The sequence below is a fragment of the Enterobacter cloacae complex sp. 397G4 genome (genome assembly GCF_050031515.1).
Lineage (GTDB): Bacteria > Pseudomonadota > Gammaproteobacteria > Enterobacterales > Enterobacteriaceae > Enterobacter > Enterobacter hormaechei_C.
The window spans coordinates 284,902-307,280 of record NZ_JBLGWE010000002.1 but is presented as its reverse complement, the minus strand read 5'-3'; the positions used below and the strand labels follow the sequence as shown (position 1 = coordinate 307,280).

Annotated in this window: 18 protein-coding genes; 11 read left to right on the top strand and 7 right to left on the bottom strand. The window is 43.6% G+C overall.

Annotation, left to right across the window (positions count from 1 at the left end; all coding sequences use genetic code 11):
* The first annotated feature begins 476 nt into the window (after positions 1-476).
* From ACQG1Y_RS25260 to ACQG1Y_RS25245, 4 genes are all read left to right on the top strand, one after another.
* On the top strand, positions 477-1,529 hold the full coding sequence (locus ACQG1Y_RS25260; RefSeq protein WP_001065778.1) for a hypothetical protein: 1,053 nt from the start codon (positions 477-479) through the stop codon (positions 1,527-1,529).
* A gap of 19 nt (positions 1,530-1,548) precedes the next feature.
* Complete coding sequence (locus ACQG1Y_RS25255; RefSeq protein WP_000594930.1) at positions 1,549-1,749, top strand: hypothetical protein; 201 nt, start codon at positions 1,549-1,551, stop codon at positions 1,747-1,749.
* Positions 1,746-2,462 carry a zinc finger-like domain-containing protein gene (locus tag ACQG1Y_RS25250; protein WP_000838219.1) on the top strand — a complete coding sequence of 239 codons (717 nt, stop codon included), beginning with the start codon at positions 1,746-1,748 and terminating at the stop codon, positions 2,460-2,462. The genes ACQG1Y_RS25255 and ACQG1Y_RS25250 overlap by 4 nt, the downstream gene beginning before the upstream one ends.
* A 234-nt stretch (positions 2,463-2,696) precedes the next feature.
* Entirely contained in the window at positions 2,697-3,551 is an 855-nt protein-coding gene (locus ACQG1Y_RS25245; protein ID WP_000970401.1) for a hypothetical protein, read from the top strand.
* 8 nt (positions 3,552-3,559) lie between these two features.
* On the opposite strand, the gene ACQG1Y_RS25240 is transcribed toward ACQG1Y_RS25245, so the two are convergent.
* Positions 3,560-4,372, bottom strand: a complete 813-nt coding sequence (locus ACQG1Y_RS25240; protein ID WP_001121574.1) for a DNA adenine methylase — start codon at positions 4,370-4,372, stop codon at positions 3,560-3,562.
* Positions 4,373-4,741: 369 nt separating this feature from the next.
* Here ACQG1Y_RS25240 and ACQG1Y_RS25235 point away from each other — a divergent pair, with 369 nt between their 5' ends.
* The 5 genes from ACQG1Y_RS25235 (at position 4,742) to ACQG1Y_RS25215 (ending at position 8,789) form a co-directional block, all read left to right on the top strand.
* Positions 4,742-5,905 carry a hypothetical protein gene (locus ACQG1Y_RS25235; protein WP_000114860.1) on the top strand — a complete coding sequence of 388 codons (1,164 nt, stop codon included), beginning with the start codon at positions 4,742-4,744 and terminating at the stop codon, positions 5,903-5,905.
* A gap of 247 nt (positions 5,906-6,152) precedes the next feature.
* Positions 6,153-7,844, top strand: coding sequence for a DUF4942 domain-containing protein (locus ACQG1Y_RS25230; protein ID WP_000096325.1), 1,692 nt, complete (start codon positions 6,153-6,155; stop codon positions 7,842-7,844).
* On the top strand, positions 7,841-8,017 hold the full coding sequence (locus tag ACQG1Y_RS25225; RefSeq protein WP_000070862.1) for a hypothetical protein: 177 nt from the start codon (positions 7,841-7,843) through the stop codon (positions 8,015-8,017). The genes ACQG1Y_RS25230 and ACQG1Y_RS25225 overlap by 4 nt, the downstream gene beginning before the upstream one ends.
* A 60-nt stretch (positions 8,018-8,077) precedes the next feature.
* Complete coding sequence (locus ACQG1Y_RS25220) at positions 8,078-8,521, top strand: hypothetical protein (RefSeq protein WP_001805248.1); 444 nt, start codon at positions 8,078-8,080, stop codon at positions 8,519-8,521.
* Positions 8,508-8,789, top strand: coding sequence for a hypothetical protein (locus ACQG1Y_RS25215; RefSeq protein WP_000535423.1), 282 nt, complete (start codon positions 8,508-8,510; stop codon positions 8,787-8,789). The genes ACQG1Y_RS25220 and ACQG1Y_RS25215 overlap by 14 nt, the downstream gene beginning before the upstream one ends.
* Positions 8,790-8,846: 57 nt before the next feature.
* Here ACQG1Y_RS25215 and ACQG1Y_RS25210 read toward each other — a convergent pair whose 3' ends face one another.
* On the bottom strand, positions 8,847-9,473 hold the full coding sequence (locus tag ACQG1Y_RS25210; RefSeq protein WP_000966518.1) for a hypothetical protein: 627 nt from the start codon (positions 9,471-9,473) through the stop codon (positions 8,847-8,849).
* 372 nt (positions 9,474-9,845) lie between these two features.
* On the opposite strand from ACQG1Y_RS25210, the gene ACQG1Y_RS25205 reads away from it, so the two are divergent.
* Both ACQG1Y_RS25205 and repHI2 read left to right on the top strand, forming a co-directional pair.
* Positions 9,846-12,302, top strand: coding sequence for an Ig-like domain-containing protein (locus ACQG1Y_RS25205; protein WP_001232713.1), 2,457 nt, complete (start codon positions 9,846-9,848; stop codon positions 12,300-12,302).
* Between the two features lie 1,107 nt (positions 12,303-13,409).
* Entirely contained in the window at positions 13,410-14,498 is a 1,089-nt protein-coding gene (repHI2, locus tag ACQG1Y_RS25200) for an IncHI-type plasmid replication initiator protein RepHI2 (protein WP_000159528.1), read from the top strand.
* 2,077 nt (positions 14,499-16,575) lie between these two features.
* Here repHI2 and ACQG1Y_RS25195 read toward each other — a convergent pair.
* From ACQG1Y_RS25195 to ACQG1Y_RS25175, 5 genes are all read right to left on the bottom strand, one after another.
* A complete protein-coding gene (locus ACQG1Y_RS25195; protein ID WP_000681217.1) occupies positions 16,576-18,996 on the bottom strand; it encodes an Ig-like domain-containing protein in 2,421 nt (806 codons plus the stop codon).
* A 464-nt stretch (positions 18,997-19,460) separates the two neighbouring features.
* Positions 19,461-20,048: a hypothetical protein gene (locus ACQG1Y_RS25190; protein WP_000491820.1), complete on the bottom strand. Its 588-nt coding sequence runs from the start codon at positions 20,046-20,048 to the stop codon at positions 19,461-19,463.
* 43 nt (positions 20,049-20,091) lie between these two features.
* The gene (locus ACQG1Y_RS25185) at positions 20,092-20,355 is read right to left on the bottom strand and encodes a hypothetical protein (RefSeq protein WP_000149862.1); all 264 of its coding nucleotides are present in this window, start codon (positions 20,353-20,355) and stop codon (positions 20,092-20,094) included.
* Positions 20,356-20,448: 93 nt separating this feature from the next.
* Positions 20,449-21,210 carry a methyltransferase gene (locus ACQG1Y_RS25180; RefSeq protein ID WP_001447802.1) on the bottom strand — a complete coding sequence of 254 codons (762 nt, stop codon included), beginning with the start codon at positions 21,208-21,210 and terminating at the stop codon, positions 20,449-20,451.
* Positions 21,211-21,290: 80 nt separating this feature from the next.
* The gene (locus ACQG1Y_RS25175; RefSeq protein ID WP_000277498.1) at positions 21,291-22,055 is read right to left on the bottom strand and encodes a hypothetical protein; all 765 of its coding nucleotides are present in this window, start codon (positions 22,053-22,055) and stop codon (positions 21,291-21,293) included.
* Positions 22,056-22,379: the final 324 nt, after the last annotated feature.

Below are 22,379 nucleotides of genomic sequence, written 5' to 3'. Positions count from 1 at the left end.
TAACTTAACTCGTCGGTGATAAGATTTTCATTTGGCAAACTGTTTATAACATATTCTTGCAAATGCTTTTTACGCATTTACCTAAATGCCATAAGCATTCCAGTAAATGCCTTCCTTATTCATTCAAATGCTTTTCGCATGCATCCGAATGCCGGATCCTTTCATAAAGTTACTATAATCAATGAGTTAAAGATGCCGTGATCTTTACTTGAACTCTATTGATCTTTAGTGATCTAAAGAATTGATCTAACCTGTTGAAAACAATGATAAGTCCATATAAAACAAGGAATAGCGCTCCTTTATCAATATCTACAGATCGCAAACGGAAATGAAAGTGGGTTTACTATCATTGTTTTATTCAAGACAGTTTTTATTTTAATTTTATTAAGCAAATTTTTTGAGTTTACCTTTTAGATGTATCAGCCCTATTTGGCAAATTTGAGGTTCATGTATCATGTAGTAAACAGGAGGAAGATATGAACAACAGCAAACATACAGTCATTGAAGTGGATACTAATCTAGTTGAAATTGAAAAGGGATTTAATCCCCGAGAGGCGGTAATCGGAGATTTGTGTTACGAACAAGAACCTGTCAAATCGATGATTGTGTCAATCAAACAAGCCTTTAAGGAAGGAAGGCAGGTTGATATGATCAAGGTCGTAAAAAGAAAAGGTAAATATTTAGTTCGTCAAGGTCATACTCGTTTTCATGGCTTAAAATTAGCAATTTCTGAAGGTGCTAATATTCCAAAATTATCTGTTATCTTAATCGATTATAAAAACGAAATTGAAGAATACCTTGAGAACCTCGATGGTAACAGAAGCAATGGGCTAAATCCGGTTGGGCAAGCTCATGCATTAGCTCATGCTGTTAGTCTCGGGTATTCGGTTGAAGAACTAGCAATGCGATATCAACGATCAACTACCGCAATTCGTAATATGCTAAAAATCCTTGATATGCCATTAGAGCTTCAACGTTTGATTAGCCTAAATCTAATCAAAAAAACGCTCGCCATTGAAATAATGTTAAAATATTCCAACGATCACAAAATGGTTTTAAAACATATAGAAGGTTTCTTACCTGGCGTTAAGAATATTGAGACTACAACGAGCAAAATTGTAGGCATACCTGAACACAATGCAGCTGGAGCAGGACCAGACACCTTAAATAAAGGCGGACCAGAAAAGAAAAATTCGGCAGTCACACGTAAGACTTTGGGTATTAAGCGCCTCTCGCATAAGAAAACAGAACGGCTAAAATCTGAATTTCTTGAGCTTGTGGAAAGTACACATACGGAATCTATAACGAATACTCAAACAGAACTAAAATTTGGTAGAGATAGTGCACACTTGTTCAAAAATGTTGATAGTAAAAATGTAATATTTTCTGATGATGGTGTTCAAATAATCTTGAATGATGAAAAGCTAAATATTTTATTGTCTTTACTTAACGACGAAAATACAGCAATCATTCTTTCTAAACCAAAATTAGAAGAGCTTCTGGAAATTCGAGATCTCCTTAAGGAATAAAAAACCGAGGATTAGTTGAGTGATTAAACCTATAAAGCTGACTCTTATCGATAATTATAATGATTTGCTTCTAACTCATGAAGTCCTTAAACGCAACATGGAAGAGTTAGAACACGGTAAACGTTTTGACCAATTTCCTGAAGGGCATGACCACTATGAAAAAACTGTGAAAGAAGCTGTAGCAATCGTAGAGGCACGTTTGGAGGTGTTTCGAAAATGAAATCTCTTTTCTTTACTCTTGATGGTCATATGGTACCAGCCTCAGTGAATGTATCCCTTAACGGAGATGGAAATTATTATGCACCTATCGAAAGAGAATGTAACGAATGTGCGGGCACAGGCCACAAAGGGGCTGATGTATGTGAAAAGTGTCATGGGGTGCAAACAGTTGGACCCATTATTGAAAAATTAGTGGTACTAGAGCCAATTACCTTTCTCGATAACATTCCGGAACTGCGTGTTAACCCAACACTCGAAGCATGGAAATCCAGAAACCACGTACTTATTGAGAAAGCAAAAAAGGCTAACACTAAGTTTTCTAATAGTATATTGGCGCAACTAGACAATAACCGTTTTTTGACAGAACGCCAGCTGGATTGTTTCTTTACAACCTTTGATGTGATGTTGTCTGAAACTCCGGAAAATGAACAAGAAATTTTAAAACATAGCTACAATATCGGCCAGGTCATAAGCATTGAACTAACATTTACTGAAGTCAGGGCCGCGTACGCAAAAAGTAAAGGGAGTTATTTTTTTACATTTACTGGTAAAGTTAGAAATGACGGGATCGCTTTAACGGCCGATAAACAGGATCACATTTTATTGGGTGAACGTTATCATTTGACTGGAAAAGTCAGAAAATTCTATGATTTTGATTCGAAAAATTATGCTGCAATAACAGTTTTTAAGTTAAGTAAACTCCAAGACAGTTAAATGTTTTACTGCTTAAATATAGAGCCAAGACTTAAACTGTCGTTAGGACTCACTCACGTAATATTGTTGCTTACGCAATGGGTTTTATCCCTCATAAAGATCTGCGAGTATAAATCTTTTACATTTAAATTCCCCTCTATCACAACCTTTTCAATAGTAAAAAAATGATAATCTTATTAATTATAATTTTTAATTTTTTGTATACCAATACCATACAGTTAAGGCTAAAAGGTGATGATGGAGATGGACTTTAAAATGCACAATGATCTGGGTCTCGGTTTCATTTGTAAAAATGCAAGAACATCGTCAAAGCCAACGTTAAGAAAAGTTACTTTTCCGGTAAGCGCATATGAAACGTCTAAGCTTTCTTTAACCGGTTTTCAATGCCCCACAGCCTGCCGATTTCCTTTTTTTGTGCTATGCATGATAATCCATAACCATCTTTCGTCTGCATGCCCTATCAACCAAAATGAATGTTCAAATCATATATCGCAATTTTCTATCGACATTAAAGTACAAGATTGGCTTAGCCGTTCAAGAGTAGCGTTTATTGATTTCCATAATCTAAGAAATACAGATAAAACCACATTAATAACAGTGGAACATCTTGAAGCTTTACTTACTGTTATGTCAACTACTCTTGTCGCTTACGCTCCATATTCAAAAAAGAGACTTAACTTTAGCTTTCTAAATTCATTTACTTTGTCTAAAACTTCTCAAAGTTACACATTAACTTTCCCGGTAGTTCTCAGTCCGCTTTTAGATGCTCTTGGCGGTTTCATTCAGGAATGCATAACCGAAAAATTGTTAAAACGACGAAATTCGAATTTCATGGTTTACGAGTATCTTAAACGTTCAGGCCAGAGCTCTCATAAAGTGGAGGACATTAATAACGACTTACAGCTTAAAACTCTAAATATAAGACTTATGAGCGTCCTTACTGGGCTTTCTCAGCAAGGACTCATTTCATTTATTTGCGAAGGAAAGAGGGGCGACCGGAGAATAGAAGAGCTTCAGTTTATACCTTATGTTCAACGAACTCACCCTGAGGTATTAACTTTTCAGGAATGGATTAGCCCCGTTGATTAGAATTAACTCTATTTCAGCACGGCCAGTATTTCTGTTTCCGTTTTCCGTGTATTTGGCTTACTTCCTACGGATCGGTAAGCGCTGAGTCTGTGTATGACGAATCCACGCTCTTCATAGAGGCCCAAAGTGAATGGTGTCAGGCTATTTGATATCGCAACAGCAGCGCCTTTTCTGTGAGCGTCAACGAGCATATTTGCTAACAGCACGTGGTCGCTTTGGCTGAACGGTTTACCATCGTAACTGACAAAACTAGTTTTGCTTGTTTTGTCATATGGCGGATCACAATAAATCTGATCTCCTTCGCCGGTTGCGGCCAGAGTCTCCTCAAAACCAGCGGTGATCAGTTCAATACCTGAAAGACGAAATGAAAGGTAGTCTATTTTATTGAAGTCAAGCTTCAGTTCTGTATGTTTCCCCCAGGGCACTGAATAGATTCTTTCTGAGTTATAGCGGCACATACCGTTATAGCCCAGGCGATTCAGGGAGTAAAACAAAGCCGCTCTTTGAAGCGGTTGACCAGAAATACAGGTTTTGTTGAAACGGTCCCTCATCTCATAGTAGTCCTTTTCGACAAAGGTTTTATCCGCTAGGTTTTGGACCTGATTTATAAAGTTAGTTTTCTGTCTTTGAATAGTCCTGTATAGGTTGATCAAGTCTGGATTGCTATCTGCAAGCAATGCATTTTGTGCAAACATGTTCAGAAAAACGGCACCACCGCCTATAAAGGGTTCTACCCACCGGCAACTATGATCGTGTGGGTAGTGATGGCTGATGAAAGGCATCAGTTTCGTTTTTCCACCAGCCCATTTGATTATCGGCATGTGTCTGAGATGTCGAGTCAAAGTGTCTATACCTGAGAGAGAAATTTAGGTGCTGGTATCGTACCTAACCACGGGCTTTAACTAATAACTTAGGGAGCAAAAAAAAGTTGTTTAAGACGCACAGTTTTGACTTTCAGCATTGCGGATTTATAAGATTTTTCCTCACTGATACCTGAACTTTATGTTTTGGATTTATGTCTTTGTTTATGAAGCGATTTTGATGCCATCACAAGAAATGGGGAGCCCTCTTTTTTTGTGAAAAATCAGAATAGGCTCAAAAAGTACCTTTTTTGCGAAAAATTATGGATTTTTTTTTCGGTAGTATCCCCGCTACGCAGAAAGTAAGCAGAAAAATGTAACGGAGCCCCTATGAGTGTTTTACTGACAGAACCTACACAGCAAGCTAATGACAAGGTCTTTAAAACGGCCCATGTTGCCTTTTCAGTAGTTACTGGCACAGGTCGTTACGTCACTGGGCTTAAACAGTTCCGTGATGCAAACCCTGAACTTTGTACTGAAGTAAGTGACCAGAAAGCATGGGCTATCCACCCTTCAGTAATTCAGGTCACGCCAGGCTTCAACTCCCGCGAAATGGGAATGGGTGACGATTACTATAAGCTCCCTGAGGTTGAAGAACACATCTACAACATCAAGAATGCCTACATTCGAGGTGACTATGTAGACCCTATCCGAGTACGTGTCATTGATGGGGTACCTTTTGTTCGCCAGGGGCACTGCCGTTTAAAAGCCGCAATGATGGCATGTGATGAAGATCATGACATCACAATCCTTTGCGTTGAGATTAAAGAAGATGAAATTGGCTGTGAGCTCGCGACCATTGATGGTAACCGTGGTCTTGCGCTTTCTCCTGTTGCGCTTGGCGAGTCCTATCGTCGCCTACATTCTCTTGCTGGCTGGTCACTCGAACGAATTGCTCAACGTGAAAATAAAAGCCCGACGACCATCAGTTCTCTTATCCGCCTGACAACCTGTTCTGTTGTTATCAAGAAATGGATTCATGCTGACGCTATTTCGTATGTTAACGTGCTTTCACTGATCGATGAGCTCGGTGAAACAGAAGCAATTTCACGTATCAAGAAGATGATCGCGGAACTTGAGCAGGCCGATGCGAATGGCATCACGGTGAAAAAAACCCAACATGGTCAGGTACGAGTCAGACCTTCAGACTTCAAGCCAGCACGGATTCCGCCGGTTATTGCCACAAAAGCCGTAGAAGGCGTCAAACTCATCACCACCAGCTTATTACAGAAACTGGGGGATATTGAATTGCCGGAGATGACAGATTCAAGTGCTGACGAAGAAATCAACATTACGTTGAACCGCAGTACTCTGGAGATGCTGAGAAATCTTTCAAAAGAGATCACAGAATCAGAGAACAAGCAGCTTCGCCGTGCGGAGAATCGTCAGGCAAAACTTAATGGTGAGAAGCCAAAATACCCACGTAAAAAAAATGCTAAGAAGGCAGGGGAAGAGACCGATCAGGATACTGACCCACAGCCGGACGCAGAATAATTTACTTTTGGCAAAGTGTTGGTTTTGTCAGAGTCATTAAGGATTCAGGCTTTTTGCCCGCCTTTTTTAAACCTCCATGTATCGTTCTTGCCCCGTTTATGCGGGGCTTTTTTTTTGCTTCTTTCTATGAGTTGACATCTTTAAGTTTTATTCAGAGACATAAAAAACTTTTTCGTGTCACTGAACCTATTAGGTTACAGAGCGACGTTGCTATCCTGGTAAAAGTTTTTTCTAAAGGACCGGTAAAATGTCATCTCTTGATTCTGAAGCTAAACCCGATAATGCAGGTCACAGCGTACTGGCTTTAACAACCTCTCATAGCCTGGTGGTTAGCTCTTCTGAAACATTTCTTCCAGATATGCGCAAAGAGCTCGGCATTATCGCGGATCTTGTTGAGTCCTATAATGATGAACTCTGCTTGTTGAAACACATGGCTGTCCAGTTCAAAACCCACAATCACCAGAAACTTTATTCTTATCTCTCAGGCTACAACCACAGTATCTCTGAAGCGGATGCCTTGTTCGCGGAAAACGCTCTGAGATCTGAATACTGGAAACGCGTTATGGCACTCACTGATGTTTTGCCTATCATGTCGGATGCCAAACGTAACGAATGGGATAAGCAGTTTACGGCCGACCGCTATATTATGCCGCCTCAGGTGATCCCTGATTTCACAGCTGACGCTGTAGTAGGCACAGTCGTTGCTTTGCTTAATGACCGCAATCAATTTATTAAAGAAAGGGTTTACGACGTCTTCCAGTCTCTGAGCCGCAGTCATAAGACAAACAAAGCTTTTGGGTTCTCCACCCGCATGATCACTACCGGAGTTTGCGAGCCGTCTAAATACCCCTGGCAGAAATTAAGGGTGGATTTTAAAGAGTCTGGCATTTCACCACTGAGCGAGCTCCGCGTTATATGCGCATTCTTCCGTGGCGAACAGGTGAAGGCGATCCATAACACCAAATCATTGGTTGAGGCGTTGGTCGAACATGAGGGGTTCAGAAAATGGATCTGCATCGATGGCAACAGTATTCGTTTCAGGGTTTACAAAAATGGATCAATGCATATTGACGTCCACCCTGATATCGCCGAGCGGCTTAACAATATTTTATCAGCTATCGTACCGCTGGCATTACCTGCCGACCGCATGGCTCATAGCAAGAAATCTTTGGAGGCATTCCCTGTACTTAAGCAGTGCATCGACTTTGATACCCGGATGCAGCTTTCTGAACTAATGTTTAAAAATGACGGGGACAATAAATGGAGTTGCTGGACATCTTTAGGGTCTCTCGCCGAACGCAAATCTTCGAGTGTTGCCGCTGACACCCTTCGGTTCTTAGGGGCAACAGTAACAAAATACGATGTGACATTTTCCTATGATCCGTGTGAGGTTATTCGTTACATCGGCCAGATAGGGGAGATGCCTGATATTGTATCGCATCAGTTTTACCCTTCATCTTGCCGAATCAGCGAATATGTATATTCCCTGCTCGGTGCAGGGGAAGGGGATACCCTCCTGGAGCCTAATATTGGCCATGCGGATTTGCTTAAATCATTCCCTGCCGGTGTGATCGTTACTGGCATCGAGCTTGATACTTTGAATTGCCTTATCTCCCGGGCTAAGGGATACGATACGACAGAAGCTGACTTCCTCACATGGTCTAAGTCTAATCAACAGAAGAAGTTTGATTATGTCGTGATGAACCCACCTTTTGCCGATAACCGGGCCAGGCTGCATCTCCAGGCAGCTGCATCTCATCTCGCAGCCGGGGGATCTCTAGCAGCCGTTCTTCCATTATCTCTTCAGGGGCTCGATAACCTTCTGGGGGAAGAATTCCGGACGGAATGGATGGACGTTTTTGAGAACGAGTTTGAAAACACGACCGTTTCGGTTCGCATCCTGTACGCCGAACGTATTCAACAAGAGGAAGTCCTATGAGCAACCAACCCACCAGCCTGCCAGAAGAAGATATTGAGTTTGTTATGGATACCTTTCAGAGGAGCATGGGTAAATCCAAACCTGTCAGGGATACTCAAATAGAGGGCGAGAAACCGCAAAGTAAAGAGTCCGCAAACTCAACTGAAAACCCCGGTTATGAAGAATTCTTTTAATTACGCTCATGATATCCTGGTGCAGTTATTTAGAATGATATTTGAGGGATGGGGGACATTGTGATTAAAAGGCGTAACATTCGACGATCAGTTTATGGATTGCTTATTGTTCTTATCGCCGGAAATGTGTGGTTAGGCCTTAGAGCTGATAAAATTCATAAAGTGCGTTATCAGGATTTCTGGTCACCGGCAACTGTGATTAAAGTAACTGTAATGCCTTCAACGAATGAAATCCAGCTCAGTGGTAAAATCCCTAAATCGGTAAGAGTTTCAAACAATTATGTTGAGTACTCGTTACCGGGCACACTCTCGGACAAGACCATTTACCGAAGCGTGTTAGAAGATGAGATGCTCACTTTGCTTAATGCTGGAGGTCAACTTGAAGTTAAATACACTCTGGACAAGCAGACAAATCGAACTAAGGTATGCACTAAGTGCTTACGGGTGATTAAAGATATTAACCATCAATATTCAGCCACTGAGGTAAAGCATGGGCAGTCCTAAATTTGAAATTGCTGAGCAAATTAAAATGTGGATCGTTGTTTATCTAGTTTGCTTTTTAGCACTTTACTGTGTGTTAAGCGCTCTACATGCGCTTTATGATCCGCTAAATTTACCTGCCCTGACGTGGCCTATCAGCTGGTTCGTGGTGCCTGAAATGACAAGTTTTGGCAGTGCATTATTAGCTTTTGTCCTAACGCCAGGCCTTTGCTCTATAATTGCTGTTTTATTCGGTAAGTCTACCTTTAAAAAAGCTAAAACAAAAATATAGAGTTAATTAGATTGGTGGCTCAGGTTTATAAAACCTCTCACTAGAGAGGTTTATTTATTATTTTTGACTGAGATTAACAGCGTTTTCCATAAATGTATCAATAACAACCGTAAGAGACTGGCTGGTACCATGGCTATACTCAGGCCAAGGTAAAAAAGGATATGAAGAATACGCCATCAACATGATACTGGTTGGGCAACGCCAGTCCGTTGGAACACCTTTACTGTAATGGACAATCATAGCCGGGCGACTACAATCAATATCTCCAGCGTTTTTATCGAGTACGAAAGTAGCCAGAACGCCGGTGTCCTTCTGGGATACGAAAACAAGGCTGTCAGTAAAAATAAAGGCCATTAAGGAAGAGGCCAGGAAAGCGCCAGTAAATAAGGACTTCTTCTCTTTCCAAACGCGTCGAGCATATAACCCCATTAGCGCTACCGCTGAAACCATTCCGGACCACTGAGCACCCAAAGAAAAATCTGTTACTGTTTTAGATGTCATACTTTCATTAATAGTAATCATTGCGACAATGAATGGTGATGCAATTCCAAGTGTTGCTAGGACTATCAGCGATATTTCAGACCGGTTTTCTTTAGCGGATCCTTTACTTATTGCAGACATTGCTCTGAACATAACGAATGTACTGTTGAGCATCAGAAAACAGCATAAGAGCATGTATAACATTGGGTTTCCTCAACCTAGAAGTGATGGTTACCCTGTTATTTTACATAAATTTGACTCAACAGATGCTTTTAAAATCTCGCTTCCTTGAATTTAAAAACATATCAGCACAATTGGCAAACATAAAGGAGCAGCGTCTATCAAAAGTTACTTTTATGATTGGTTGAATACTCATTTTGAAGGCTAAAATCCAAAAAAGTGGGTACAAAAAGTTACTTTTGCGTCATCCAGATGCACTGCCGCCATTTTGCATTCTGTACGTTGGTTGCTTTCTCACTTGATGTCTCTTTTAACAGGCAAATTATCACTTTATCCGACCGGACCTTGTAGGCTGAATCCGTAGAATAAGGCTATAACCTATTCCCGGAGCATCATATGCGTAAAACTCTAATTGGCTGCATGGTTGCAACTGCCCTTGCTACTGTATCTTCGGCACATGCTCAGGTATTTAGCTACTCATTTACAGATACCAATAAGGCTGTTCGGAATATTAAGCCTGCAACACAAACATATCTTAATCCCGCTGGTGTTTTGACTCTGAACTTGATATCGGGTCTTGATCGGTACGAGCGAGTGACGGTCACACGAGACAGCGATAAAAAGGTTATGTATTCCTCCGTCTCGACCAAAACGAGCGTTGCAGATCGTATCGTTGCTGCCGATGGAACAGAATACTATGGAAAGGATATGGTTCTACCGGCGCTCGGAGAAGGGACCTTTACTGTAGTCAATGAAACTCTGGATATTCGCCAGACTGTAGTGAGCACATCTACTTATCATTTCATCGTTGATACAACTCCTCCACGCTATAAGAGTATTTATCCGAGTCAAAACGCAGGTTACGACATGGTACTTTCTGGGCCACTTTGGGAGTTGGGCCGAGGCGGTAGTGGCCAGTTTTCTATATTTGCAGACGGTATTGAGGATGCTAGTGGAATTGCCAAGATCCGTCTTGTCATTAAACGAAGTAATGGTTCTGTGGTCTCCGACAATAACCTGAGTTATGACACAGCCAATAAACGTGCGTTCTATCCGTGGATTAAAGATATGAACACCCAGGCTGGCATGCCCTCAAGTGATCTTGATGAAGAATTCACCTTCAATTTCATCGTTACGGACCTGGCAGGAAATACGCTTAACATTCCTCCCCAGCGGTTTTTATATGACGATCAAATGGGAGAATTTACGCCATTTGCAGTTCATGACTCACGTGTAAGCACCAGTGTTGTACCCGGCATTTCTTCGGGATACGTCCCGTTTAAACGAGGCCTTACAGTGCTGGAAAACCCCTACAAGTTGGTTATACGTATCCCAAGAACTAACTGGAAGCCATATCGAAATGGTGGCATGAGCATTACCAATAACTATGGCGGAGTACAGGTCCTTTCCGAAGATGCCACCTATGTCTACGTGGAAGTTAAGCTGCCACAGGGTGCCTTAGATGGAAACTACTATAGACCTGTGAATACATATCAATGGTCTGGAGGAGATCTTGGTCAGTATGCCAGCTGGCTCAACTGGGATCCTGCCTCTGTAAAGAGTCCGGCTTGGGGAAGTTCACCCATAGAACGACAAAAGGCTGATGGAACATGGTTCAACAGCGTAAACTGGAACCTGTTCAAGGCATCTGATATGCCTATAAAACTTACTAATATCCGGTTCAATGTACAGGCTAGGCCATATGATCAAAAAATCACTGGCGGAGCAACATGCAGTATTCCAGCTGGCTCAACAACCTGTACCGTCTCTTTGCCCCAGGATATTATAAATGGCACTACCGGCTATCTTCATAGTGGCTATGAAGTAAGGTCAACCACCGAAGCAACCTTCTTTGCCCCTATATGGGAGAATATAGCCTGGCATACACTGGGTCCCTCCGTCACTGGATTTGATTACATTGAAACCACCAACATTCTCCAGGTTTACGTGAATCAACCTGGAGATGGTTCATATTTCGACCATGTTTATGTAAATCGAGTTTGGTTGTCAGATAAAAACCGTAACAACGCAGAAATAAGCGTAACCGGCAAACAAACAGGTAGAAATATGGCGTCTGGGAACTACACGTATGAGTTCAACATGAAAGAGGTACCAGAAGGCAGTTATAACGTGGTAATTAATGCCCAAGATACATTCAACAATACCGGTAACCTCCCTTATCAAACTGTTGTCGTTGATAATACAGCACCATCTGTAAGTATTAGCTACGAAGGAAAACCGATCAGCAAAAACGTAACAGTATATGGGCTGGAGAACGTCCGTATACAGCTCACCGATGCTCTAACTAAACCATCCTTAAGCCGTATGACTCTTCGCGGTGGCCCTGTTTCTGATGCGGTGGAATTGTCTTGGGTGAATCTGGGAAACAACCTGTATGCACCTAATTATCCCAAGATCTTTCCGTCTCTTAATGAAGGCGAAACATACACTCTCACAGTTCAGGCCAAAGATGAGATGAACAACGTTAAAGAAAGCTCAGTCGAATTTAACTACCTTCCAAACAATCTCGTCAGGCTAGAGAATCTGAAAACCTTAGCTGTCAATGCTTCTCTCAAAACATCTGACAATACTCCTCTGGCTGTTCTGTATGCCAGCCAGCTGCGTAAAAAGGATGGTTCAATCGCTACAGGGCTTCAGGACGCAGTGCTTACTGTCCGTAAGGACGCTGCATTCGGCGTGACTGTAAATGGTGTTTCTGCGATGCCAGGTGAAAGCAAAGAGCTTCAACTGGATTTGGGGCTCGGGGACAGCCGTAGCTTTCCTATTTTCCCTGCTGTATCCGGCCTTACAGGCAGATCTGAGTTCATGATTAACATTGAAGAATTAAAATAAAGCAGGGCTGTTTTGCTGAAGCACAACGGCCGTCTTCTGATGCGCCGTAGCCCATGTTGTTGCAAATCAGTCCGACGTTCATTGCGTAAGTAACGCTTACTGCGGACCATGGTAGTGATTAGACTCACTACCATGGTCATTTCACCACATATCTTCTCTGCATTGCTCTTGTTGGGCAGACTAGTAACTCGTCACTAAATTGCAGCTTTTGTCTTGCTAAGTCGCTGGTATAACTGCACTACGAAATCGTCAAAAGATTTTATCCCTCATGTAGATCCAATAAATGATCCCAAAGGTGCCAGAGAGTACAAAGAAGATCCCGGTACGCTGTAGGCCGCATGGTTACTGGGCTGGAGCATTGTCACTGACAACAGTAGCGACATAAGTGACAACGGGAGTGACTTAAAAGACAATGGTAGAGACTATTTCGACGTTGGTAATGATTTTAAGTGACAATGGTAGTGAGGTTAGACTTAAACTTCCACTGTAAGGTAAGGTGACTCGCATTATTTAAATAAATTATTACTTTCAATTACTTGCGACACGAGTCTGCATGTATGCTTCTATTTCTCAAAAATTTATCCACCGAAAATGCCTGTGGCTGTGATTTAGCTTTGACGACAGTTTTTATCAGGGAGGCAAGTTGAGACCTGTATAAGAACTAAGCATTTATTTATCCCCATTTTCCACAAGGTAGTTCCAATAATTAGTACCTTAGTGTTCCTGATAGATCAAAAGAGATCCCCGCTGCCTCCAGGCCAGACGGCACAAGGCCTGAGACGTGATCAGTGACAACAGTAGTGATTATTTTGACATTGGTAGTGATTATTATAACGTTGGTAATGAGTTTTTTGACATCAGTAGTGATCAGAGCGACAATAGTAGTGACTTTTCATTAGATCTTTTTAACTTGATCTGATCCGTTGTTGATAAGAGTTGCAGGTCATTGTATGCAAAGAGTTTTTGCCAAGTTTTAATGAGTGGAGTCGTTTTTTTAGGTAGAACTTATGCACAGATATGGATCATCACAATGATCCATCCAGTGACATAGAGTTCGCTGGGGCTTACTATTCACCAATCTGTTTACACATTCAGTGATAACTTATTATGACTAAAGAGAAAGATACTGAGCAGCAGGACCTGGTCACCAGGGCTTTCTCTGTTAGAGAGAAAGAATCAGGTAAAGACATCATTTTGCGTCCTAACAGCAACCGTACGGTGCAGTCTATTGCTTTGATGCGGCTCGGGCTGTTCGTCCCATCACCAAAGAGTGTGGGGCGTCAAAATCGGGAATATAAAACGGTTGGCTTTGACGCAACGAAAGAGTTACAGACGCTCTCTTTAATGGAGAGCGAGGGGTTCACCAATATTTCAATTGTCGGTGAGCGTCTTGATATGTCAGTAGATTTTAAGACGTGGATGGGCATCATTCGAACCTATGCCAATCATCCGATTAACAATGACACGATAAGCTTAAAATTCACTGAATTCCTCAAGCTATGTACGCCTGAAAATTATCGCTCATCTACAGCGTCCAGAAAACGTATAGACGCCTCCTTACGCAGGTTAGCATCCGTTACCTTGTCGTTCACCAGTAATAACTCGTCCAAAGTCTATACAACGCATCTGGTACAGTCTGCCCTGTTAGACCCGGAATCAGATCAGGTTGTCCTTCAGGTTGATCCTAAGATTTTCGAGCTCTATCAATACGATCATAAGGTTTTGATGCAGCTGAAGGCAATTAAGGAGTTGGCCAAGAAGGAAAGCGCCCAGGCTCTCTATACGTTCATAGAGTCATTACCGCCAAATCCTATACCGATATCCCTTACTCGGCTGAAAAATCGTCTGAACCTCAAAACACGAGCAAATAGTCAGAATGCTACCGTGAGAAAGGCTCTTGAAGAGTTGGCATCGATAGGATACCTCCAGTACACCGAAATTAAGAAAGACGGAAAAGTATACTTCCAGATTCATAAGCGGGATCCCGATCTGAATTTGAACAATACTCAGCCTCCTTTAGAAGTGGTTGAAGATGAAGAAGAGAACTCAGGGTCTTCTGTTTTAGAAGGTGAGTTATGCCCACCAGCTGACCCGATAGACGGCGATGATGTTCTTACCGTCCATGATTTAACCGCTGAAGAACTGCGCTATATTCGTAGTCTTCGAAGCCAGAAAAAGAACAGCAACGCCAGCTAAAGTTAACCCGGCGGTTCAGGCTCCGGGTGCTAAATTACTTCTTCGATTTTCGTTAGTCCCAGCCCGCTCTTTCACGTCAACGGTAATGAGTCAAAAGTCATTACCGTTGTCATTGTTCTCTACCACCCTATGTAGATCGAGATTGCGAATTCAACGCTTTCTCCTGAGTCACCTGTTAACACCCGGTTTCTACGCTTTACTTCATTGGCCAGTACATCCAACGGAAAATATCGTAACGGGGTGACAATGGCAGTGAGTTGACCCACTCACTACCATCGACATTCAAATCCCGGCTTCTCTGGTAGCTATAGTGACAATGGTAATGATGTGTACCTTACTGGCATTGTCATTGTCCTCCGAGTGTGCGTTCAGCTTTGGGAGGACACCGGAACTTAATGCGGCGAGTCACGGCCATTGTGAATCTCGATTGGATTGGCGAATACGGCTTCCGGTTGGGCCAGATGTCAATGGTTATGCTTCATCCAGCTCATTACTGTAGTCATTGCCGTTCAGCTGAGCTGATGCTCCTCTCATTCTATGTGGCGACAACGGTAGTGAGCCCAGAAAGTGACTACCGTTGTCATGGCCGTCCAGTAGAGCGGGTCAACCTCTTAAATCACAGGGTGACAACGGTATTGAGCCCAGAAAGTCACTACCGTTGTCATGGACGTCTGGTTAAGCGGATCTACCTCTCAATTCACAGGGTGACAATGGTAGTGAGCCCAGCAAGTCACTACCGTTGTCATAGTCGTCCCGTTGAGCAGATCAACCTCTTAACTTACAGGATGACAACGGTAGTGAGCCTATTAAGTCATTACCGTTGTCATTGCCATCCAGAAGAGCGGATGATCCTCTCAATTCATACGGCGACAATGGCACTGAGCCCAGCAAGTCACTTCCGTTGTCATAGCCTTCCAGAAGAGCAGATGAGCCTCTTAATTAACAGGGTGACAACGGTAGTGAGCTCATTAAGTCATTACTATTGTCATGGCCGTACAGCTGAGCTGATCATCCTCTCAATTCACACGCCGACAATGGTAGTGAGCTATTAAAGTCACTACCATTGTCATAGACGTCCAGTTAAGTGGACCATCCTCTCAATACACACGGTGACAACGGTAGTGAGCCATTAGAATCACTACCGTTGTCATTGCTTTTCAGGTGCACTGATAAGGCTCTCAATAGACACGACGACAATGGCAGTGAGCAATTAGAGTCACTTCCGTTGTCATTGCTTTCAGCTGAGCTGATAAGGTACGTCATTTACACGATGACAATGGCAGTGAGCCAATCGAGTCACTACCGTTGTTAATGCCGACCAACCGAGGGAAGGGTCCGCTCAAAGAACTGAGTGACAACAGTAGTGAGATCATCCAATCACTACCATTGTCAGCTTAAACCTGTAGGACGAAGAGGCTTGTCCGATAAAATGACGACAATGGAAATGAGCCTATCCATCACTACCACTGTCATTAAAGTCCAGCGGTTCAACGTTAATCAGTAGCTCCGGATGACAATGGTTGTGAGTCAGGCAATTCCCAAGCATTAAGTGACAGCAGCGTAACACCTCTAAGCTCACTCCTGTTGTCAGGGGTTAGGGTATTGAGTCTCTACCGTCGTCAGTGTTTCTGAGACACCAGTATTGCAGATCACTACAATTGTCACTTAAGTATCGACGGGGGAATAGATGCAAGTGACTGGCTAACCAGTACCAGTTTAGATTCAAAACGATCCCATCTTTGTGGATGCACTTGAGTAAGCTCGTATGACGATATGTCAGAGAAGTGACAACGGGAGTGAGTTGCCGGACTCACTACCGTTGTCATCCCCGGTTGAAGGAAGAGGATCCCCGGGGCTGTATATTTACCGGGTATCCTTACTCAAGGGTTTCGACACTCACTCCCATTGTCGTAATCAACGAGTGTGCATTGTCTTTTAAAAGCATCGCTGGAAACGTACGATTAAAGTAACTTTTCTTTCGGTTCTTCCTTGCGAATCTCTGAAGACGTACTGGCTGATCGGAGTCAAGGAGGGCAGTAAAATTGAAGCCGTCAGTTTTACTGTCGGCTCCGGGTAGTTACTTCAACTCGTCGATCTGAATCATGAATTCTGAGGTGCCAACTTTCCCATTTTCGGAAGGATAAACGGGTAACAGAAGATTATCCCCCTGGCCCATATCTATTTGCACCTCAACTGACTCACCTGGAGCCGCCTGTGCCCCGTTAAATTTAATACCGAAGGCTGCATCCTTCCGCACAGTCAGCGTTGCGTTCTGGACCCCTTTAGCAATTTCTCCATTTGTCTTACGCAGAACGTTAGTGGACAGGTACGCAAGGGGTACGCCATCTGTCGTTTTGAGAGGCGAACTGACCGATAATGTGCGTAGATTATGTAACTGCACAAGGTTATTCGGTAGATAACTGAACTTCTGAGTATAGGTTTTGGTATTCGACTGACTATCGGCAACTGTTACGCTAATTGAATAATTTTCAGATGGTTCGAAATTTGGGAACAGCCTCGGATACTCAGGCATGTATGTATCTTTGCCTGCCGGTGACCACGTAAGCTCAACGTTATCAGCTGTGGGGCCACCTACGAGCTGAAGACGGGTTATCCTCGGGGTTGTCAGATTATCTGCCAGAGCGATCCTGAGGTTCTCCAGGCCGTACACTACCGTATCGTCTTTTACCGGCTTTCCGTCGAATGTTATGGCCACTGTCGGAGGAGTGTTATCCAGAGCAATTTCTCCGAAAGTTTTATTGGTCTGGTTCTGGAAGAAGTCCCTGATGTTGACCTCAACGTTGTATTTTCCTTCAGACTGACGGGATAAATCATAAGCAATCGTGTAGTTACCTGAGATACGAGATTTGATTACGCCTGTGGGTGACATCCGGGTACCGGTGTTCTTATCGGAAAGATAAAATTCCCTCAATGAGACCGAGTCGAACCAGTTACCATCGCCTTCAAGTGACGCCAGTACATCCAGCTGCTTGTTAGTCTCGTCATATGATATCGAGTTTATTACCGGCAGTTGTTTATTGTTCCAGCGTGTCATAATCCATTGCTCAGACCGCAAAATGGGATTGCTGATGCTGCGAACGAAGTAAAGGATCCTATTGTAGCCCTGGGTACCCAAGGCCATATCAAACGTCTCAGGCGCTTCACACGAGGTTTTTCCTGCCGGAATGGTGCAGGTCGCCTTACCGCCGATCTCTTGTGCAAAGGGCCGGGCTTCAACGTTAAAACGAAGTCGGGAAATTTTAATTGGCAGTCGTGATGAAGCCACACTCTCAAAATCCTTCCACTTAACCCAGTTCCCCTTGTCATCGAGGAAATCTACCCAGGTACCCGCAAATGCAGGCGTTTGGTTTGCAGATGGGTTTAGAACGAGGCTGTATGACGGATAATACCCTCCCCACTGGCCAAAGTTCGCCATACGAGCCATATCCCCATTAATTGAGCCATAGGGAAGAGTCATTTCAACATAAGCATAAGTGCTGTCTACAGCTATCTCTTTGGGGGCGGAATATTGATTGATGAACTGAAGCCCACCTTCTGAATAAGCACGGTAGTTAGATTTTGGGATCCGGTAGACTAATCGAATAGGGTTTTCGTTAACGACCATACCGGCTTTGTAAGCCGGATAATTAGAAACCCCGGGTACGACGCTGGAAGACGTATTTGGATCATGAACGGCCCACAGTGTCATCTCACCCAGCGTGTTGTCGTAGCGAAATTTTTGAGTTGGCAGCGTTCGGCTATTACCTGCGTTATCGAAGATAACAACTTTTGCAGTAAAGTCTTCATCCAGGTTGCTGTCTGGTATTCCGGTTCCCTTAACTGAATTCTTAGAGTAAGTGTGGTACATCTTTTGGCCGGATACGTCATACTGCATCTGTGTAGTGCTGTAGAGGCTACCGTCCTGCCTGTAAATATATATTAGGCCCTTATCAATACCATTTGCATCACTTACGCCCGAAGAGGTGAAGTCATACTGCCCCGTTGCCTCTAATCCAAGCTTCCACACGTCACCAGCGGTAGAGCCAGAACCAGTATTAGCGGTAAGAGCATTTGCCGCTGGAGGGGTGACATCAATTAGCCAGTTATAGTTATAGGTCGCTACAGGCTTCTGATTGAGATCTAACACGTTTATCTGAACGACAAATTTGCCTTCACCCAAAGCAGGCAAAGTTACTTTTTTGCCGTAGAACTCACTACCGTCAGCAGCTGTTAGTCGGTCTGATACACCCGTCCGTGTAGTCGTAGTATTAAGAATGACAGTTCCAGTGTCTTTCGTGACTTTGACATTAACGAAACGATCAAGACCTGAAATAAGTGTCAAAGTTACCGGTGATGCCGGATTAAGCATAAGACGAGAAGACGGGGCGTGGATCTCAATACCGTTCGTGTCTTTAAAGGCCGATTCATATATCTGAGCTGGGGCCTGAACAGACATACCGAGTCCGGCTACAGCAGTAATAAAAGCGAGATGTTTCATTCTTATTCCCCTTTAGGTTTGGTGTTATTTTAAGCTTTTCCTAAAGGTCACTATGTTCGTAAAAGTATAAAAAACTTCTCCATATGGTGCTCGAAATTACAAATCTATAATTTGCCTTTCGACAAACCTTATTGTGCGTTCAGGACGGAAATCTTTCTTTTTGGAATTACATCTGACATTTCTGTGGTGTCCAAACTGGCAACGATTGCAAAACTTATAACATTAGCCTGAAACTATCGGCATCCACATATCGCATTAAGTGATGCTTTTACTTTATGTAAAAAAGAATCAGGATAAATTAGGTATGTCAGATATAAATGCGTTAACGGACGGCATATATGAATCAAAACCTGGCGGCATTACGCCACCAGTCGAGAGGGGAGTGAACCTCAGTCAGTACGTCTACCTTCGTTCCGCAAGGCGCTTCTTGTTGTGAATTACAAACTGCCCTGGCGAGAACTGCATCATTTCACCCCTAGCAACACACGTGCCTCTTCAACGGTTTGCCAAGAAGGCATTGCTACGCCAGATTGAGTGCCGTTGCCCCTGCGCTCACCTGTGTCACATTCTACATAAAGACGCATCAGCATCGCTTCTGTTTCAGCGGCCCGGCTATTATCCATTACCAGTTCTGCTGCGCGTCGTAGCTGTTCTGGAATGTCATTCCACATTCCCGCACCACTTCTGTCTTTGTTAGTGAGCAAGTCTTCAATAGCAGATGAAGCCATGTTAAGCAGGTCAGCCGAAACTAAAGGCATCGGCGGGGCGGTATAGAGGATTCGACGTCTTCCGCGTCTGTCTGGATCGTATTTATCATAAAAAGCTTTGTTCACATCTTCCCAGTGCCACTGAAGTTGCCCGGTTGCGTCATGGTGGCAAAACTCGCACTGATAAACAGGCGCAATCGACATAACTGCCTTTCCAATACGTGCCAGTACAGCAACTTCGTCAGCTCTGAGACTCATTGCTTCGCTTGGGTTACTACCCTCGGCAAATTCCAAAATTTGTTCAATACGTTCTGGTGTGAAAGTGGTCATAGGCTTTGAAAACATATTTTTCCAGTTGTGCTTACCATATCATCAGGCATTAGGAGCGTTAGCGAATAATTAACAGGTCAGGACCAAAACTAAATCCTTCCCCCATACGGTCTTCATGACGGGAGACATATGCCTTACCGTATTTCTCCAGATCCTGTAAGCGATCTTTTGCCAGATTCCACGAGTATTCCTGGCCCCACACGGGTCCGTCACGCCCGTCAAAGCGGTCAGGTTTACAATTTGCTTTCAGAAGAGCGTAGACATGCTCCACCGTGGGTAGCTGCAAAGCACTATTAGCCTGAGAAACGGCAGTATGCGTCATTTCTGTTCACTCTTTATTGATTTAGTCAGTTAAGCCGGTCAGGTAACTTTAACCGGCTACTCGTATTAAGATTTCTTTCCGGTTGCTTGTCAGTTAGCGGCGAAGATCAATTTCAAGGCGGGCTGTTTTGACCTTTGTTCCGGACTCCCTAAATGTATCATCCGGAAGAGGCGAAATTTGTCCGCCAAGTTGTTTGACTCGCTCCCTGAGCGCTTTTGTCAGTGTGTCTTCCCGGAACAATACCCCAGCTGACAGAATGGCCTGTAAGCGACCTCGCTTAGCGAGCATTGCGATGGCATGCATGACATGTTTAACGTCAGAGCGTTTAAGGAATGGTGGATTCATAACGATAACATCAAAAGTTTCATCGGGCTGGTACCCAAGAAAGTCGGTATGCACCAGCTCGACTCCTGTGCTAAGGACACTATCGTTCTTCACTGCAAGGAATCGCTCATCGTTCAATTCGATCCCGGTAATCAATGCATCCGGAGCCGCCAGTTTTAAGGCTTTCAGAATGCGGCCATCACCAAACTCTGGCTCCAGTACACGCTCCCCGGCAGCTGGTTCAGCGCGTAGAACCATATCTGTGACTAAATTCTCAGGTGTAGGGAAGAAATTGAACAGATCTCGTGGGATGTCAACCGAACCTGTCAGAATGATTTGCTCGATACGCTCAGCTGCATCCGCCGTAAAAATATGTGCCTGCTCTTTTCGGTTCCATTTGCCACCGGCGGCTTCGAGCACTTTGTTTGTCTTAACATAAATGCTGCGGTCGAGCTGGTCGGCCAGGAAAAGAAAGTTCCCTTCAGCACGGCAGCGAGATAAGACGTTCAGAACTTCAGTTGAGATTTGCATTAAAACTCCATTAAGAGGATTTACCCGCCTGGCGGCAGCGGGTTGGTTACTTAAACGGGACAATTCAGATTTGGCCTTGGTTAGTCGGCAGACAACAGCAGGGATGGGCTGTTATAAGAGAAGCGGTCAACGGGAGCCTTATCAAATCGCTGACCGCTTGCATCAGGGGTCAGAACGAGTCCGTTATGGGCGCAATGAATGTGGAGCAACATATCCCCGCCGGTGTTGATGTGTAAGGCAGGCACACCCTGATCGATTTCGAACATGACACCAAAACAGGGGTTACCTTCCTTGTTAACAACTTCACAGTGGATGTTATGTTGGCCGGTAACGCTGACCTGATAGGCCTGACTGTCCTCTTCTGGCAGTGTTTCCTCCTCCAGGCGCCAGTCCTGAAGTGTGAGGCTAATTTCAGGGGTGTCATGCTCTTTCTGAAGAGCCTGGATACCTTTACGGAACAGCTGCATCATTTCAGGAGTAAGGCAGTCTTCCTCAGCTCCAAAATGTTCTTTCCAGCCTTCAGGATCTGCATACATCCAGACGTTTTTAGCGAGCGAAGGTAAGGAAGCATCAGGCTCTACAAGGAGGTGAGGGATGTTCTCTTTGATTCCGAGATAACGTACCGGCTGGCCATTAAGCGGTAACCCATCCGACACTGTAACTTCTGTTCCTGGCAAGACGACGCTGTTTACCAGACCTCCACAATGTTCGGCCACCACGCGGCCTAAATCTGCCATAAACATCCGATGCTTTTCTGGTGAGTCCAGCTCACCAAGGAGTTCAGGTTTAAGCAGTAAACCGGTAATAATCTCAGTCAGTTCACGAGGAGATACTAATTTATACATTTTGTTTTCCTTTTCTGTGTTGGCTTTATATTACCAATCCAGATGCACGAGCTAATAACCTCCAGACAACTTTTTCAAAAATTATTTACTTAAAGCAGGGTGCTAATATGCGCAAGAAATGAATTTAGGAAGGACGGCTTCAAATTTAACTTTTTGGTTTTTTATTTTAGACGGACTTTAAAATAGCATCGTTGATAAAATAATAAACATGGTTTGTTTTTTTGTTTGTATTGACAATCAAATGGGTATAAATTAATTTACTTACATGGCGTATATTTAACGCCACCGCCCCGGCGGCACCGGGCATAAAAGGAAAACCATTTT

What these genes read in the sequence shown, in the direction of transcription:
- ACQG1Y_RS25260 (WP_001065778.1), top strand. Translation starts at nt 477, where the DNA reads ATGAACAACAGCAAACATACAGTCATTGAAGTGGATACTAATCTAGTT.
- ACQG1Y_RS25250 (WP_000838219.1), top strand. Translation starts at nt 1,746, where the DNA reads ATGAAATCTCTTTTCTTTACTCTTGATGGTCATATGGTACCAGCCTCA.
- ACQG1Y_RS25245 (WP_000970401.1), top strand. Translation starts at nt 2,697, where the DNA reads ATGATGGAGATGGACTTTAAAATGCACAATGATCTGGGTCTCGGTTTC.
- ACQG1Y_RS25240 (WP_001121574.1), bottom strand. Translation starts at nt 4,372, where the DNA reads ATGCCGATAATCAAATGGGCTGGTGGAAAAACGAAACTGATGCCTTTC.
- ACQG1Y_RS25235 (WP_000114860.1), top strand. Translation starts at nt 4,742, where the DNA reads ATGAGTGTTTTACTGACAGAACCTACACAGCAAGCTAATGACAAGGTC.
- ACQG1Y_RS25230 (WP_000096325.1), top strand. Translation starts at nt 6,153, where the DNA reads ATGTCATCTCTTGATTCTGAAGCTAAACCCGATAATGCAGGTCACAGC.
- ACQG1Y_RS25225 (WP_000070862.1), top strand. Translation starts at nt 7,841, where the DNA reads ATGAGCAACCAACCCACCAGCCTGCCAGAAGAAGATATTGAGTTTGTT.
- ACQG1Y_RS25215 (WP_000535423.1), top strand. Translation starts at nt 8,508, where the DNA reads ATGGGCAGTCCTAAATTTGAAATTGCTGAGCAAATTAAAATGTGGATC.
- ACQG1Y_RS25210 (WP_000966518.1), bottom strand. Translation starts at nt 9,473, where the DNA reads ATGTTATACATGCTCTTATGCTGTTTTCTGATGCTCAACAGTACATTC.
- ACQG1Y_RS25205 (WP_001232713.1), top strand. Translation starts at nt 9,846, where the DNA reads ATGCGTAAAACTCTAATTGGCTGCATGGTTGCAACTGCCCTTGCTACT.
- repHI2 (WP_000159528.1), top strand. Translation starts at nt 13,410, where the DNA reads ATGACTAAAGAGAAAGATACTGAGCAGCAGGACCTGGTCACCAGGGCT.
- ACQG1Y_RS25195 (WP_000681217.1), bottom strand. Translation starts at nt 18,996, where the DNA reads ATGAAACATCTCGCTTTTATTACTGCTGTAGCCGGACTCGGTATGTCT.
- ACQG1Y_RS25190 (WP_000491820.1), bottom strand. Translation starts at nt 20,048, where the DNA reads ATGTTTTCAAAGCCTATGACCACTTTCACACCAGAACGTATTGAACAA.
- ACQG1Y_RS25185 (WP_000149862.1), bottom strand. Translation starts at nt 20,355, where the DNA reads ATGACGCATACTGCCGTTTCTCAGGCTAATAGTGCTTTGCAGCTACCC.
- ACQG1Y_RS25180 (WP_001447802.1), bottom strand. Translation starts at nt 21,210, where the DNA reads ATGCAAATCTCAACTGAAGTTCTGAACGTCTTATCTCGCTGCCGTGCT.
- ACQG1Y_RS25175 (WP_000277498.1), bottom strand. Translation starts at nt 22,055, where the DNA reads ATGTATAAATTAGTATCTCCTCGTGAACTGACTGAGATTATTACCGGT.